Below are 14,775 nucleotides of genomic sequence, written 5' to 3'. Positions count from 1 at the left end.
CGCGGGCCACCGAGGCGCCGGGCGCGCGGACGGCGAGCTGCCCGTAGTCGGCCGGGGCCACGGCCCGGCCGCGGGCCCGCAGTTCGCCGACTCCGCGGCGCATGGCGTCGGCGTCGGGTTCGGCGTCCGTTCCTCCGGAGGCCGGGAAGGGGTTGGCCACGCCGGTGACGAACGGCAGCGCGGTCACCACTCCGCTCACGGCTCCGGCCCGTACGGCTCCGGCGCTGCCGCCGCCCACGCGGTAGCGCACGGCGCGGACGTTGCGGAAGCCGGGCGGGACGGCCGCGCCGTTGACGCCGTCCCCGAAGGTCACTTCGCCGGTGTCGTGGTCCACGGTGAACACCCGGTCGTCGGCGCCGTATCCGGCCAGGCTCTCCACCTCGCGCCAGCGGGAGGCGGTACCGGCGGTGGTGCCGAACACGTCGCCGCCCGCGTCGTCGTCGACCTCGATGACCACCGAATTGGCGAGGATGGGCACCTGGCTGAGCTTCATGCGCCGCCGCCCGCTCGCCGTGCCGTCCTGGACGGGCTGGAGCGGCTCGTCGCGGATGGTGCGGGCGGCGGTGGCGGTGACCACGTTGAGCCGCAGCCCGGACAGGACCGGCGCCGGGCCGGGGAACGCGCCGTGCGCGATCCGCAGCCGCAGCCAGCGCAGCAGGGGCCGGGGGCGGGTGCCGGGCGGGCTGCCCGGCTGCCATGAGCGCGGCACCCGCAACTCGACGGTGCCGCCCGCGCTGAGCCCGGCGGTGGAGTCCCGCATCACCTCGGCGGGGACGAGCCGGGTGCCGTCCAGCACGTCCCAGCGCAGCAGCGGCGCCGGTGGCAGCGGCAGGGGCGTCATGCCGCCGGAGTCCGCGGGTGCGGGCGGCGCGGCGACGACCACGAAGCCCAGCGACAGCCGGGGGTAGGGGCCGGCCGGTCCGGCGAGCCCGATCCACAGCCCGTTGCCGGGTTCCGGGTCGCGGCCGAAGGGCGCGAAGGGGCGGCTGGGTCCGGACGGCCCGAGCGGCAGGGTCTCCAGCCGTCCGGCTTCCTGGACGGCGAGGGCGCCGAGGGTGGCCGGTGTGGCGTACAGGTCCTGGTCCGTCTCGTAGACGACCTGCCCGGCCGGGGTGGAGGCCGCGCTCTGGAACCCTGCGGGCACGAGCACGGAGGAGCCGTCGGGCGGGTTGACGGTGAATTCGAGGAGCGCGGCCGCCGCTCCGGCCGGGCGGCGCCGTACGCCGGCCGTCGTCAGGTGTTCGGCGAGCACCTTCTCCGGGAGCCGGTTGACGCGGCCGAGTACGGGTTCGGCGAGGGTGCCGAAGAGGCGGACGAGGGCGACTCCGGCGTCCTGGCGGTCGGGGTCGGTCCAGTCCGGGGTGTAGCCCGCGATGCGGCCGCGGACGGCGGCGCGGACCGCCTCGCGGGTGGCGTCGACGAGTTCGGGCGATACGCCGCTGGGGCCGGGGCCCGGCACGGTCCGCCCGTCCGCCCGTTCCTGCTCCCGGGCGTCCCGCTCCCACCACACGTCGTCGGTCATGCCAGCCCCTCCCCCGGTTCGACGGCGGGCACGATCCGGGTGCGGACCGTGCGCAGGACGGGAAGCTCCCCGGCGGCGAGCGGCACCTCGTCGCACGCCTCGTCGGCGTCGGTCCCGTCGAGGCCGATCGCGACGGCGGCGATGTCCGCCAGGTCTCCCAGCGCCCGCTGTGCGGCGCGCAGCATGGCCGAGGGCCGCAGCGGCTGTCCGAAGGGCCAGCCGTCCTGGTCGTCGCCGCCCACCAGCGGGTCGAGGAAGCGGCGCAGCGCCGCGGTGACCACGGTGGCCACGCGGGTGCGGTCGGCGGGATCGCCGGACAGGTCGACGCGCAGGGCGACATCGCGGTAGCGGGGCCCGCGGACGAAGACCTCGGACGTGAGCAGCCGCGCCTGTTCCAGGCGGGCGGCGACCGCGCACAGCATGCCCGGGTCGGGGAGCGGCGCGGCGACGAAGTCCTCGCGGTCGAGGTCGTCCCGGGGTGCGGCCGGGACGATGTGGACGGTCACCGCGCCGGGCACGGTGGCGCACGGGAAGCCGGGGTGCTCGCCGAGGGCCGGGTAGGCGCGGGCGACGGCGACGCCGGGGGTGGTGCGGGCCAGGGTCACGAAGTCGTCGGCGGTGACCGCGCGGGTCACCTCGCCCAGGGAGGCGGCCGCGCGGCGGCGCGCCTCGGTGACCGTCTCCGGGTCGGCGCCGCCTTCGGCCCGTACGAGGTTGGCGGCGGAGACCGCTTCCGCCGCCGGGATGTCCGCGGCCGGGAGCCAGTTGCCGGTCATGCCGCCGTTGCCGTCCCTGCCTCCGCCGGTGACGTAGACGACCCGCACGTCCGGGTCGGGGCGGGGAACGCGCCCGGTGAGTCCGTCGCCGAACACCAGCGCGCCCTCGGCCCGGTCGAGCACGAAGACGCGGTCGGCCGGTGCGCCGAAGGTGAAGTCCGGCACCGGCTGCCACTCCTGGCCCCCCAGGTGCAGGGTGGCCTCCAGGAGCCGGTCGGCGGCGTCCGGCAGGACGAGATGCTGTCCGGGCAGCCTGAGCCAGGCGCGGATCTGTTCCTGGAGGTCGCTGCCGTCCGCGGTGCGGTGGGTGCGGTGGTGTGCGGCGGACACGTTGACGGCGAGCTGGCGGAGGCGGGGCGGGGCCGCGTAGGTGGCGGCCGGGGTCGACACGAGGAGCCCGGTGTCCTGTGTGGTCCAGTCGGCCGGGGGGTGCAGTCTGACGACACCGGAGCGCCGGAGCCCGGCCGTGCCGTCCTCGACCTTCTCAAACGTGCCGGAGGTGTCCGTGCCCGGCCGGAACCAGGACCAGGTCAGCTCGGCGGGCGGCGGTACGCCGTCGATCGCCCCGGGCAGCCACGACGGTACGCACGCGGCGGGCGCGTCCAGCTCGACCAGCAGGCTGATCGGGCCGGGCGCGGGGTGCGCTCCGGTGAGCGGGAGGGTGAACCGGGCCTCGGCCGGGGCGCCGTCGCTCGCGAGCAGGGCGATGCCGCGGCGGGCCCGCAGGTCGGCCGTGCGGTCGCGGTCGGTCCACACGGTGATCTCGCCGCCCTCGGTGAGCGGGAAGGCGGCCACGTCGTGGTCGAGGGTGAACACGATGCGGCCCGTGGGGTCCCGGGTCAGCGCCGTCCCGGCGGGGACGACGGGTACGGCGGTGTCCTCCTGCCGGGCGGCGAGGTGCAGCACGGTGGCGGCGGGGCGGGCGGGGCGCGGCGGTTCGATGTCGAGGAGGCGCAGTATGGCGACCACGAGCGCGTCCGGCACCTGGTCGAGCCAGTACAGCCGCTGTTCGAGGAGGTAGGCGAAGAGTTCGAGGAGGGTGACGCCGGGGTCGACGGGCGCGTGCAGCGTCCAGGTGCCGTCGGACTCGGCGGGGATGCGGCGGCGGATGGCCGCCATCATGTCGGCCCAGGTGAGGTCGTCCAGCTTCGGCGCGGGCAGCGTCATGGCGTCCCCCCGGTGCGGCCCGTGAGTCCGGTGTAGAACGGGAACACCAGGTTGGCCTTGGTGTTGCTGCGCCGGATGCGGTAGACGACCGAGACGGTGATCCGCGACTCGTCGGCCGGATCGGCCTCGGCGCGGACCTCCTCCAGTTCCACCCGCGGCTCGTGGTCGCGGACGGCGGCCGCGATCGACTGCTCCAGGTCGCGCAGGTTCTGCACACTGCCCGGCGCGAACAGCAACTCGTGGGCGCGGGTGCCCAGTTCGGGCCGCATGACGCGTTCGCCGGTGCCGGTGAGCAGCAGGGCACGCAGACAGTGCTCGATGCTCTCCTCGCCGATGGCGTAGCCGAGCCGCCCGGACGCGTCGGGCAGGATCGGGAACCGCCAGCCGGTCCCCAGGAACTCCTCGCTCATGCCGTCCTCGCCTTCTTCGCCAGTACGGCGGGGGTGAGCGGCGGGGTCGGCGGGCCGGTCGGCCCGGCGGCGGAGGGGTGGGTGTGGGTGTTGAACGCCTGGAGCAGCGCGTTGCCGAGGACGAGGGGTTCGGTGGCGCCCCCGCCGAGGTCGATGGACGGCGAATCGACGGTCACCTTGGGCGCCTTGAGGGTGATGTCGCCCTGGGCGGTCACGGTGACGCTGCCGCCCTCGGCCGCGGTGATCTTGATCGCCTTGCCCTGGTCGTCCAGCTCCACCACGTGTCCGGCGGCGGAGGTGATCCGTACGGCGGCCTTGGACTCGGTGTCGTCGAGGAGCACTTCGTGGCCGTGCCGGGTACGGATGATCTTCTGGTCGCGGCCGTCGGTGCGGGCGGTCGGCGGCTTGTCCTCGCCGTTGTAGAGGCCGCCCAGGACGATCGGGTAGCGCATGTCGCCGTGGACGAAGGCGACGAGCACCTCGTCGCCCTTCTCGGGCACGAACACCGAGCCGTAGCCATTGCCCGCGTACAGCTGGCTGACCCGCACCCAGTCGGTGACGGTGGTGTCGTCGAACCAGGGGAACTTCAGCTTGACCTGGCCTTCGTCGTCGCCCTCGTTCTCCACGACGAGCGCTTGGACGACGCCGTAGTAGCGCTTGTCGGTGGAGCGTGCGCGTGGCGTGCCCCTCATGGTCACTGATCCCCCTGATGGATCCGCCGTGCGGTGAACTGGGTGAAGAAACCGCTGGTGTTGAGGGTGTGCTCGACCCGTTTGACGAAGTACGTGCCGGAGAAGCGGCGGCCGAGGCCGTAGATCTCCAGGTTGTCGCCGGGCCGCAGCTCGGGCAGCCCCGCCACCTTGCCGGTGGCGGTGATGAACTCGTACGCCCGCTCGCGCAGCAGGCTGATCGCCAGTTCGCGGGCCTCCTGGTCGCTGCCGACGGGCGCGTCGACCATGACCTCCTGGCGGCCCTGGAGGGTGGACTCGGCGACCTGCGGCCCGCTCTGCCCGTCGGCCGTGTTCTGCCCGGCAGGGAGGTTCTCGGCGGTCGCGGTGAACGCGATGGCCTGCTTGGTACGGGGGTCCCAGCCGCGCACGGTGACCTTGCTGACCTGCTGGGACACCGTCAGCGTCGGGGTGAACTCGATCAAGTTGGGGATCAGCCCCGCGGGCTGCCCGGTGGGGCCGGTGCTCAGCCCCGGTGCGTACGCCAGCCGGTACACCCGGATCGGGCGGCCGTCGCGGCCGTCGGTCGGCTTGATGAAGTACAGCGTGTCCTCGCCGGTCTGCGCGTCCGGCAGGATGTAGCAGTCGAAGTCCAGCCGCTTGGCCCGCTCCAGCAGGAACGTGGCGTCGTCCTGGTTCTTCTGCACCACCAGGTCGTGGGTGGGCCCTTCCCTGGTGACCTCGATGCGCAGGTGGTTGCGCTGGGCGATCTGCTCGGCGATGCGCCAGTCGGGCAGATTGCGGTAGATCTTGGTCTCGTTCTCGGCGGGCTTGCGGTCCTTCAGCCGCAGCAGCCCGTCCACGCCGCTGACCTGCACGGTGGGCGAGGCGCCGTCGGTGAACTTCGGGCTGAGCGTGGAGATGGTCCCGGTGGCGACGGTGAGCAGCTTGTCGGCGTAGCCGAGCCGGACCGAGACCCGGCCGCCGAGCCGGAAGCTCGCCGAATCGCTGTGCTTGAACCGCAGGTTCGCGTCGTCCCAGTTGTTCAGGGTGAGATCGAAGCCGGACATCTCGTCGATGTCCCGGTTCACCTTGATGTCGATGATGTCGTTCTTGGTGGACGGGTCCATCTCCAGGCCCTCGATGCGCACGTCGAACTCGGGCGCGTACCGGTCGGGCGAGGCGACCTCGGGTGCCGGGGTGCTCATCGCGCCCTCCTCACGGCAGCCGGGGCACGGTCAGCACCCGGCCCGGCCTAAGATCGCGCGGGTCGCTGATGCCGTTGGCGCGCGCCAGCTCCCGCCAGGCGTCGGGCCGCCGGTACAGCGCGGCGGAGATGGAGCTGAGCGTGTCGCCGCGGCGCACCACATAGCTCTTCTCCACGGTGGGCGAGGAGCGCGGCGTCTCGGCGACCTGTACGGCGGCCGTACGGAACTCCTTGAGCGAGAGGTCCAGCATGGCCCGCAGCGGCACCCCGTCCGGCCGGAACATCTGGTAGTTGACGTCGAGCTTCTCCACGACGCCGGTGAAGACCTCCTCGTCCCAGACGAAGCGGACGACCGGTGGCGCGTGTTCGCGGCTGTCGGGCCGCAACAGGTTGCGCAGCGCGTTGACGTAGGCGGTCCGTACGTTCTCCAGGGTGTCGGAGGTGTCCACCAGCGCCTGGACGGTGAGGGTTTCGGTGCCGCCGCGGACGTACTGGAGGGGCGGGGTCTCCAGGCCGGGGATGGTGATCTCGGCGAACGTGTTGCTCTTGCTCAGCTTGTAGTCGGTGGGGTTGAACCGCAGCGGGATCCGCCGCTGCCGCTCGTCGGCGATCACCGGGCGGACGATCTCCAGACGGGCCCGGGCGGCGCCCTGGCGGGCGAAGGACACGGGAGTGACGCTCATTGCCGGTCCTCCCCGTCGCCGAAGCGGCGTTCGGCCCTGGTGTGCTCGGCGCGGGCGCACTGCTCCTCGTACAGCCTCGCCCAGGCCTGGATGTGCTTGTTGAACAGGCGGGTGAACACGGCACCGTCGTCGCCGTCCACCTGGAACCGGACCTCCAGCTGGTGAATGGTCACCTTCGGCATGCCGGTCACCTCCCCGGGCCCAGGCGCGACAGGGCGTTCGCCGCGGTGTCCTGGAGGACCTTCGTCAGCCCCTCGTGGGCGATCTCCAGCGACTCGACGGCGATCGCGTTCTGCTCCGCGTGCAGGTCCGGGCCGCTCCACTTGGCGGCGAGCCCGCCGTGGAAGGCCCAGGCCGCGCCGGGCACCCCGTCCGGGCCGAGCACGATGACGGCACCGTCGCGGCGGGCGCCGAGGGAGTCGGCGAGCCCGGCCTGGTACCAGGACCACAGCCCCGGGTCGCGCACCACGCCGCGCTTGAGGGTGATGCGGTTCCAAGAGTGGCGCAGCGGCAGCTGGTGGACCGAGTCGTTGCGGCCGCCCTCCGGGTAGCTCGTCACCTCCAGCTGCGCACCGAGCCCGGTGACCTCCTGGAACGCGCCGGACGCGGCCAGCGGCAGCAGCAGCGCCTGCGCGGGCGGGAGATAGGCGTCGCCGGGGTCGAGGGTGACCAGGAAGCGGTATTTGGGCAGGGGATCCAGGGTCATGCCTCGATTACCTCCAGGTCTCGGTCCTGGCCGAGTACGAGACGGAGCCGGATGAACTCCATGGGGACGGCCGGGGCGACCTCGATCTCGCAGACCAGCTGCCCCGGGTCCTGTTCGGGCGGGTTGTTGGTGTCGTCGCACACCACCCGGAACGCCTGCTCGGGCCGCGCCCCGGCGAGCGCCCCGGCGCGGAACGCCGACAGGAGGACGGAGGTCAGTGCCCGCACCAGGGTCAGCCGCAGTTCGGGCGAGTTGACGTCGAACACCAGCGGGCCGGCCGTCCGCCGGATGGCCCGTACCAGCAGGTGCACCAGTCTGCGGTGGGCGATGTAGCGGGTGCGCGGGTCGGTGGACAGGGTGCGTCCGCCCCACACCATCAGCCCCCGCCCGCGGGTGCACCGGATCAGGTCGATCCCCGCGTCGAACAGCCGGAGCTGCTGCGGTTCGGGGTACTCGGCGGCGAGGTCGACCGCCTCCAGGATCACGGCGTTCGCGGGCGTGTGGTGGGCGCCGCGCTCGCCGTCGAGGCGGGCGATGACGCCCAGGACGTGCCCGGACGCCGGGACGGTCCGCAGGTCGTGCCCGTCGGGGACGCGCAGCGGCGGGTGGTAGACGGCGGCGCAGCCGAGCAGCCCGCTGTCGCCGGTGGCCACCAGGGACTCCGCCCAACCGACCGCCTCGTCCACGGAGGACAGCCGGGGCGGTACGTCCAGGACGGCGAGCCGGTCGTGCAACGGCTCGATGCCGCGCAGCAGTTCGAGCACCAGGTCGGTGTGGGTGGTGCCGGACAGGTCGGTGCCGAGGTCCGGCAGCGCCACCAGCGCCGGTTCCGGCAGTTCGGACTGTACGGTCACGGCGTCCGCGTACGCGTCGCGGGTGGGCGCCGCGTCGGCGCCGCCCGTGAGCGTCAGGTCCCAGGACATCGTGATCGGGCCGTTCTGTTGTGGCGGTGGTGGTGGCCCGTTCGGGACCAGCCGGATGTAGCGGGACGCGGTCAGCCGGTCGGCCACGTCGGCGAGCGGCATCCCGGGGAAGGTCTCGGGCGGCTCGTCGGGCGGCGTGACCCGGACGCCCACGGTGGGCGGTCCGGCGACCGTGCTGGCCTGGTAGCGGACGGCGACGCGCACGCCGTTGGCCCAGGCGCCGGGGCTGGTGGCGACCACCTGGTAGCCGGTGGCGGCCAATCCGCTCAGGGGACCGGCCGCCCACCGTGTCCGGGCCGTGGTGGCCGGCCCGGACACGCGGAGCACCCAGGCGGTGCGGCCGCCGTTCTCGAAGAAGCCGCGCAGTGCGTACGGAGTGGCGAAGGCGCCGTCCGGCGGTCCGAAGGCGGCCACGACGTCGTTCCAGCTCTCCACGCGCAGCGGAGTGCCGACCGGGCCCCGGCGGAGCCGGCCCAGGAAGGCCGCCACGTCCGTGCGCAGCGGCTCCGTGCCGGGGTCACGGGTCGCGGACGTCAGGGATACGCCGGGAAGCGCTTCGCCGGCCATGTCAGGCGTCGATCTCCAGCTTCTCGACCGCCAGGACGAGGGTCTCCATGGCGATCTCGTTCTTGGTGGCGCTGAGCGTCGGGCCGGTGTACTTGGTCGGCCAGCCGCGGTCGAAGTTCCAGCGCATGGCCTCCTGGCGGTTCTCGTCCAGCAGCACGATCGACCCGGAGGTGCGCCGCACCTTGCCGTTGAGCGCTTCGACCACCCAGTTCCAGAAGCCGACGTGGCCGGTGATGCCGCGCTTGAAGGTGAGGTTGGTGAACTTCTTCAGCCCGGGGATCTTGCGGACGGTGATGTCCTCGCTCCCGGTGCGGTACTCGATCGGCGGGACTTCCAGCTCCAGCCCGCTCACCTCGGTGAAGGACCCGCTCACCGCGACCCCGTCGTCGCTGACGTTGGTCACGATGATCTGGAAGTTATATGACGCGTAGGGATCGTCCCTGGTGACGGGCGGCATGATGGCCTCTCCTCGGTCCTCGGTCGGGCGCTCAGGCGAGCTGGTTCTCGCGGGTCTTCTGCTGGATCCGGAAGATCACGAACTCCGCCGGGAAGACCGGCGCGACACCGATGACGCAGATGAGCCTGCCGTTGGCGAGGTCGTCCTCGGTCATCGTGGTGCGGTCGCAGGCGACGAAGAACGCCTCGTCGGCGGTGGTTCCGGCGAGCGCGCCGCTGCGCCACACGGTGGTGAGGAAGTTGGTGACGGTCTGCCGGACCAGGGCCCACAGCGCCTCGTCGTTGGGTTCGAACACCACCCACTGGGTGCCCTCGTCGATGGACTCCTCCAGGTAGAGGAAGAGCCGCCGGACGCTGACGTACTTCCACGAGCTGTCCGAGGAGAGCGTGCGCGCGCCCCACACCCGGTGGCCCATTCCGGGGAAGAACCGCAGCGCGTTGATGCCCTTGGGATTGAGCAGGTCCTGATGGCGCTTGGTGACGTCCTGGGCGATGCCGTCGGTGAGCCGGATGCCCCGGATGACGGCGTTCGCCGGTGCCTTGTGCACCCCGCGCTCCACGTCCGTGCGGGCGTAGATCCCGGCCATGTGGCCCGACGGCGGCACCTCGGTGTCGCGGCCCGTCGACGGGTCGCGGGTGACCAGCCACGGGTGGTAGAGCGCCGCGTACTTGGTGTCGAACGGCTCGCGGAACGCCTGGATGCCCTCGGTGTCCAGGCCGTCCTGCGGATCGAGGATCGCGAACCGGTCCCGGAGCAGCTCGCAGTGGGTGACCAGGGCGGATTCGACCGTCCCCGACCACACCCCGGGCACCGCGCAGACGGCCACCTCGTCGATGTCCTCCAGCGCGGCGATGCCGGTGCGCTTGCCGCTGCCGCCGTCCTCGCCGACGAAGTCGGCCACGCTCAGGCTTCCGTAGGCGTCGTCGCCGTCCGCCAGGGTCAGCCAGGAGCCGACCGCGGGCACGGGGAACTTCGCCGGGTCGGTGGACAGGCCGGACAGCGCGGTCGCCCGCACCAGCTGCGAGCGGACCGCCAGGGTGGTGGCCAGGTTCGACGGCGCGTCGCCGGTGAGCCTCAGGTTGCGGTACGTCTCCGACACCACGGTCCCGGACGGGTCGGTGAACCGCGCGTCGACCTGCGCCTCGACCAGGTGCAGCCGGTCGGTTTCGAACAGCGTGCCGGGCACGTTGCCGTCGAGGGTGACGACGTCCGCGGCGACCGACTGGACGGTGCGGATGGTCAGGTTGGTGCCGTCGTCGAGCTGGACGACGGCGCCCTGGTACAGCCTGCTCGCCCCGCCGACCCGCAGCGCGGGCCCGGCCGAGGTGTTGCCCCGGCGCACGCGGCGCACCAGCAGCCCCTTGCGCCATGCCTCATGCGAGGTGCCGGACGGCAGGGTCAGCGTCACCTTTCCGTCGGCGGGTTGACCGAGCTGGACCTTGAACCGGCCGGTGCCGATCTGCACCCAGACGTCGGCGGGCAGGTCGTCGGGGTCGAGTCCGGTCCTCGCCGCCACCTCGACCGTCTCGCTGTCCGCGTCGGCGTCCGCGGCCAGCTGCGTGATGAACAGCGCGCCCTCCTGCGGATCCGGCAGCACCGGCAGCGCGGCCCCGGACATGGGCTGGATCCGCACCTGGACACCGCTGCCCCACCCGCCGGGGCTGACGGCGGTGAACTCCAGGGTCTCTTCCGTGCTGCGCGTCCCGATCTGCACATAGTCGCCGCGGGCCGTCCTGACCTCCGCGGGCAGCTCGGCGTCGAGTTCGATCCGGTGGGCGTTGGCGTCGTAGGCGGCGACCCCGGCGGTGTGGATCGACTGCTGGTCGTCGCCCCGGAAGATCTCGACCTGCTGCCCCACGCCGGTGAAGCCGATCAGGTGGCCGAGCTCCAGGCGTGTCGCGCCCTTGGCGGCGTCACCGGCGACCGGGCTCACCAGGCCGTGGCCCAGGACGCCCGAGGCCGGGGTCGCCTGCTTGCTGGCGACGCGCTTGACGTACAGGCGCTGGCCGCCGTTGTCGAAGAACCCCTTGACCGCCAGCGGGAACAGCCACCAGCGGCCGCCTTCGGCGGGGTCGCCCGCCCAGGTGTCCCGGATCAGGGCGTCCGGCTCGGGGACGAACCCGCCGAACGTGTTCTGGAACTCCAGGAAGTTGGTGACCAGCTTGGGCTTGCCGGTGTACGGGCCGCGTACGGTGACCCCGGCCATGCCGGCCGTGCTGGTGCTCACCCCCGCGATCGGCCGTGGGCCCGCATCGACCTCCTCGATGTAGACCCCGGGGCTCAGATACTCCGCCATGGACGGCTCCTTAACTCTCGCGGATCTCTATGACGTGCCGGCGCTCGATGTCCTGCGGCAGCCGCACGACCAGCGATCCGGTCCTGCCCGGCCGCTCGGTGGCGCGCAGGCGGAAGGTCTCCTCGACGGCGTGCTCACCGGCCTTCTCGCCCTCCCACCGCAGGGCGAGCCGGAAAGCGCCCGTGGCGTCGGACAGGGTGCGCTCGTGCCATGGCGTCAGGTCCCGGCTGGTGTGCCCCTGGGCCTCCACCAGGGCGCCCGCGATCGGCTGGGCGGTGGCCGCGTCGACCACGGCGCCGTGCACCGTGCGCGCACCCGGCGGATAGGGGAAGGAGACGGCAGGCAGCAGCCGCACCAGCCGCGGTTCGGCCGCGACCGCGGGCGGGTGGGCGTCGTCGTACGGGTGCACCAGGAACTCGACGCCCACCGGACCGGACGAGAACGGCTGGTCGTCCGCCGGGTACAGCGGCTGGTAGCCGGCGGCCGCGAAGCGGGCCCGGTGGCGCCGCGGCGGGGCCGCCCACGGCTCCCCGCACCGGCCCAGCCCCGGATAGGCGAAGGCGCCGCCGGGGGTGCGCACCGCCACGTCGTCCAGCGGCAGCCAGGCGCCGTCCTCGAACCGGTCCAGCTGGACCGTCACCCCGGCGGCGCGCACCCGCCGGGCGTAGTCGTCGAACGGGATGAACCAGGCGGGGCTGTGGAGCGTCGAGCGCTCCAGCGATCGGAAACGGCTCATGGCGTCGCCGCCCCGCTGATGGTCCGGCTCCGCACGGGCCGTACCGCCGTGTCGACGGCGGAGTCCAGGTTGACGACGCGGACCTCGTAGTTCAGCGACAGCCGGTACGGCTTCTGGATCGCGTACCAGACCCAGGACTTCTGGTCCAGGGTGAGCGGGGTCAGGCTGAGGTGCAGCGAGTCGGTGCTCGCCGCCAGGCTGCCGGACAGCTGGGTGCCGTCCAGGATCGCGTCGTCGTAGAACGTCTGCATCGCCCGGCCGAGCATCCGGTGCTGGGTCTCCTGGTCGCCGCCCCAGGGGGTGACCAGATAGCGCAGCAGCAGGGCCATCGGCGGCTTGCGGGTGACCGGCGGGTCGGGCGGCTGGGAGCGCACCGGTGGCCGGTTGCGCGACGTCGGGTCCTCGGCGATCTCGTAAAGGAACACGGTGAGTTTCGGCGGCGGTGTCTGCACCGTCTCGGAAAGGTCGTTGAGTTCCGCGATCGGCGGTTCCACCTGGCTGAGCCCGCGCAAGGACTGGGTCAAGGTCTCCACGATGACCGTCGAGACGTCGGCGATGACGCCGAAGTCACCCATGCGAATCCTCCCCGTGCTCCGCGCCCGAAAGCGTGCCTCGATGAGGATGCAGGACCCGGCGTGGCGCAATCGCGATTCACCCATCACACGAGCGTCACCAGCCCGTTTCCGCCCCACGGCGATGACGTCGGCGGTCACGCGCCGACAACGCCGGGGTGACACGGATAAGGCATATTTTCCTTCCATGGAAATCCACTCAGAGCAGGCCGGCGTCCTGATCCTCCGAGTGTGGGTGGAAGAGGGGAGGCCGGACGGCTTCCGGGCGCGCATTGTGCTGACGGGCGGGCGGCACCAGGCGCCTCCGACCGCGGTGAGCGCGGTCGACGATGTGCTCGAGGCCGTGCGTGCCTGGCTCGATCAGCTGCTCGAACCGACGCCGGACAGGTGACGTTTCCGCGACGTCCCGGTGATGCCCGGCCGTTTAGCGTTCTGTACCCGAAGGGCAGGGCGCACGATCATGAATTGCTCGTAACATGGCTGGGGAACATCCCGATTGCCACTATGGGATCATTCGCTGAAGCCAATATCGCCCGGGGGGCCGATGAGCGCAGAGGGCCACGTCATTACGTTGAGGCTGCTCAAAAGCTTCGCGTTATCGGTCGATCATAAACGCGTTCCCCTTTCTTCCAGCGCCCAGCGCCTCCTCGCGTTCCTCGCCCTCCAGGACATGCCACGAACGCGCACGTATGTGGCCGGAATGCTGTGGCCCGACGTTACGGCGTCCCGCGCCAACGCCAACCTCAGATCGTCTTTGTGGCGCGCGACCCGAACGGGGCATCAGGTCATCGACGCGTCCACGCAGGAACTGGCGATCGCCAGACACATCGACGTGGACATCCACGCGGCGGCCACGCGTGCGCACCAGCTGCTGGACATGGCACACCCCTGCGACGACATCCTCACCGCCCAGACGCGCGCGGACCTCTCGTCCGACCTGTTACCCGAGTGGTCGGAGAACGAGTGGGTGCTGATCGAGCAGGAGCAGTACCACGAACTCCGGCTGTACGCCCTGGAGGCGATGACCGAGCGGCTGACGGCGGCGGGCCGCCACGGTGAGGCCGTCGCCTCCGGGCTGGCCGCCGTGCGCGCGGAACCCCTGCGGGAGAGCGCTCATCGCGTCCTGATCACCGCACATCTCGCCGCCGGCAACAGGGGCGCGGCGCTGCGGCAGTTCGAGCAGTGCCGCCGGGTGCTGCTCGACGAGCTGGGGCTCGAACCCTCCCAGGCGCTGCGGAGTCTCGTGCCGTCCCATCCCCCGCACCCGCCCGCGCCCGAGGGGGCGGCGCCCCAGAAGGCGCCCCAGAAGCCGCGGCGCGTCATGGTCCGCCGCCCGGCGAGCGATGTGCTGGTCGAGGGCGCGGGCGGGCGGTGAGCCCTGCCCGCCTGTGCCGCTCAGCAGCCCAGCCCGTCCCGGTGGGACCAACGCGGCTCACCGGGGCTGTCGTAGGGCTGCGGGGGCTCCCTCCTGGACTCCCCGTGGGCGGCGCCCCGCGCGGCCCGCATGTGGTCGCAGGCCCGGGAATCGGGGCTGAAGTCGATGCCGGTGGCGGCCGCGAGTGCCGCGAAGAAGCTCTCGCCGAACTCCGACTGCTTGGTGGTCGTCCAGGTGTACGTCTCGCAGTCGCGTAACGCCCGCATCATCATGCGGCTGCCGTAGCCCCGGCGCTGCCATCGTTCGGCGACCCGGATCTTCCGTACCAGGCCCCTCCGGCACACGCCGCACACCTGCCAGCTGAGCCGGGCGAAGTCCTCCCCGTCCGGCACCTGGCACACCCGCAGTTGCCGGTATCCGGCCGGGGCGCCGGGCGGGAAGTACGCCCAGACCTCCCCCTCTTCCGTGGGGCGTCCGGGCTCGCGCCCGGATAACGCGCCCAGCAGCCGGGCCCATAACCCGGACCGCTCGCCCGCCATCAGCGGCCGTATCCGTCGGCGGTGCTGATTCTGTGCACGTCCTCGGCGGCTTGCCGTCTCACGTTCCCACGCTCCTTCTCGCGTCCCCGGCCGGCCCTCGTCAGGCCCGGCGGGGCCAGCCTGCCCCACCCGGCCCCCACCCGACAGGTCGCAAATAACCGGCACATGGTT

General features: G+C 72.5%; 16 protein-coding genes. 2 read left to right on the top strand and 14 right to left on the bottom strand.

All coding sequences use genetic code 11. From position 1 onward, the window contains the following. From EEJ42_RS48865 to EEJ42_RS48805, 13 genes are all read right to left on the bottom strand, one after another. The coding region (locus tag EEJ42_RS48865) for a putative baseplate assembly protein (protein WP_123108577.1) at nt 1-1,522 on the bottom strand (1,522 nt) is incomplete at its 3' end. Then, complete coding sequence (locus EEJ42_RS48860; protein ID WP_123108576.1) at nt 1,519-3,465, bottom strand: putative baseplate assembly protein; 1,947 nt, start codon at nt 3,463-3,465, stop codon at nt 1,519-1,521. The genes EEJ42_RS48860 and EEJ42_RS48865, both read right to left, overlap by 4 nt. Further along, nucleotides 3,462-3,875 carry a GPW/gp25 family protein gene (locus tag EEJ42_RS48855; protein WP_123108575.1) on the bottom strand — a complete coding sequence of 138 codons (414 nt, stop codon included), beginning with the start codon at nt 3,873-3,875 and terminating at the stop codon, nt 3,462-3,464. The genes EEJ42_RS48860 and EEJ42_RS48855 overlap by 4 nt, the downstream gene beginning before the upstream one ends. Further along, nucleotides 3,872-4,567, bottom strand: coding sequence for a phage baseplate assembly protein V (locus EEJ42_RS48850; RefSeq protein ID WP_246098018.1), 696 nt, complete (start codon nt 4,565-4,567; stop codon nt 3,872-3,874). Before EEJ42_RS48850 ends, EEJ42_RS48855 begins: the two co-directional genes overlap by 4 nt. Before the next feature lie 2 nt (nt 4,568-4,569). Next, nucleotides 4,570-5,751 (bottom strand): phage late control D family protein, encoded by a 1,182-nt coding sequence (locus EEJ42_RS48845; RefSeq protein WP_123108573.1) that lies wholly within the window; start codon nt 5,749-5,751, stop codon nt 4,570-4,572. A 10-nt stretch (nt 5,752-5,761) separates the two neighbouring features. Further along, the gene (locus tag EEJ42_RS48840) at nt 5,762-6,433 is read right to left on the bottom strand and encodes a CIS tube protein (RefSeq protein WP_009720922.1); all 672 of its coding nucleotides are present in this window, start codon (nt 6,431-6,433) and stop codon (nt 5,762-5,764) included. Further along, a complete protein-coding gene (locus tag EEJ42_RS48835; RefSeq protein WP_123108580.1) occupies nt 6,430-6,615 on the bottom strand; it encodes a putative phage tail protein in 186 nt (61 codons plus the stop codon). Before EEJ42_RS48835 ends, EEJ42_RS48840 begins: the two co-directional genes overlap by 4 nt. 5 nt (nt 6,616-6,620) lie before the next feature. Continuing rightward, the gene (locus EEJ42_RS48830; protein WP_009720920.1) at nt 6,621-7,139 is read right to left on the bottom strand and encodes a phage tail protein; all 519 of its coding nucleotides are present in this window, start codon (nt 7,137-7,139) and stop codon (nt 6,621-6,623) included. Continuing rightward, on the bottom strand, nt 7,136-8,629 hold the full coding sequence (locus tag EEJ42_RS48825) for a phage tail sheath family protein (RefSeq protein WP_123108572.1): 1,494 nt from the start codon (nt 8,627-8,629) through the stop codon (nt 7,136-7,138). Before EEJ42_RS48825 ends, EEJ42_RS48830 begins: the two co-directional genes overlap by 4 nt. Nucleotide 8,630: 1 nt before the next feature. Then, complete coding sequence (locus EEJ42_RS48820; RefSeq protein ID WP_009720918.1) at nt 8,631-9,086, bottom strand: phage tail protein; 456 nt, start codon at nt 9,084-9,086, stop codon at nt 8,631-8,633. Nucleotides 9,087-9,117: 31 nt separating this feature from the next. After that, complete coding sequence (locus tag EEJ42_RS48815) at nt 9,118-11,382, bottom strand: phage tail sheath C-terminal domain-containing protein (protein ID WP_123108571.1); 2,265 nt, start codon at nt 11,380-11,382, stop codon at nt 9,118-9,120. 10 nt (nt 11,383-11,392) lie between these two features. Further along, nucleotides 11,393-12,118 carry a peptidase associated/transthyretin-like domain-containing protein gene (locus EEJ42_RS48810; protein ID WP_123108570.1) on the bottom strand — a complete coding sequence of 242 codons (726 nt, stop codon included), beginning with the start codon at nt 12,116-12,118 and terminating at the stop codon, nt 11,393-11,395. Further along, nucleotides 12,115-12,693, bottom strand: a complete 579-nt coding sequence (locus EEJ42_RS48805) for a Pvc16 family protein (protein ID WP_123108569.1) — start codon at nt 12,691-12,693, stop codon at nt 12,115-12,117. The genes EEJ42_RS48810 and EEJ42_RS48805 overlap by 4 nt, the downstream gene beginning before the upstream one ends. Nucleotides 12,694-12,877: 184 nt before the next feature. On the opposite strand from EEJ42_RS48805, the gene EEJ42_RS48800 reads away from it, so the two are divergent. Both EEJ42_RS48800 and EEJ42_RS48795 read left to right on the top strand, forming a co-directional pair. After that, nucleotides 12,878-13,081 (top strand): hypothetical protein, encoded by a 204-nt coding sequence (locus tag EEJ42_RS48800; protein ID WP_123108568.1) that lies wholly within the window; start codon nt 12,878-12,880, stop codon nt 13,079-13,081. A 279-nt stretch (nt 13,082-13,360) separates the two neighbouring features. Then, nucleotides 13,361-14,065 (top strand): AfsR/SARP family transcriptional regulator, encoded by a 705-nt coding sequence (locus EEJ42_RS48795; RefSeq protein ID WP_246098016.1) that lies wholly within the window; start codon nt 13,361-13,363, stop codon nt 14,063-14,065. Nucleotides 14,066-14,085: 20 nt separating this feature from the next. Here EEJ42_RS48795 and EEJ42_RS48790 read toward each other — a convergent pair whose 3' ends face one another. Beyond that, a complete protein-coding gene (locus EEJ42_RS48790) occupies nt 14,086-14,604 on the bottom strand; it encodes a GNAT family N-acetyltransferase (protein WP_123108567.1) in 519 nt (172 codons plus the stop codon). Between the last annotated feature and the right edge of the window lie 171 nt (nt 14,605-14,775).

The organism is Streptomyces botrytidirepellens (genome assembly GCF_003721215.1).
In the GTDB taxonomy this organism is placed as follows: Bacteria; Actinomycetota; Actinomycetes; order Streptomycetales; family Streptomycetaceae; genus Streptomyces; species Streptomyces himastatinicus.
The sequence above is the reverse complement of the archived record's forward strand: the minus strand, read 5'-3'. Positions and strand labels throughout refer to the sequence as shown.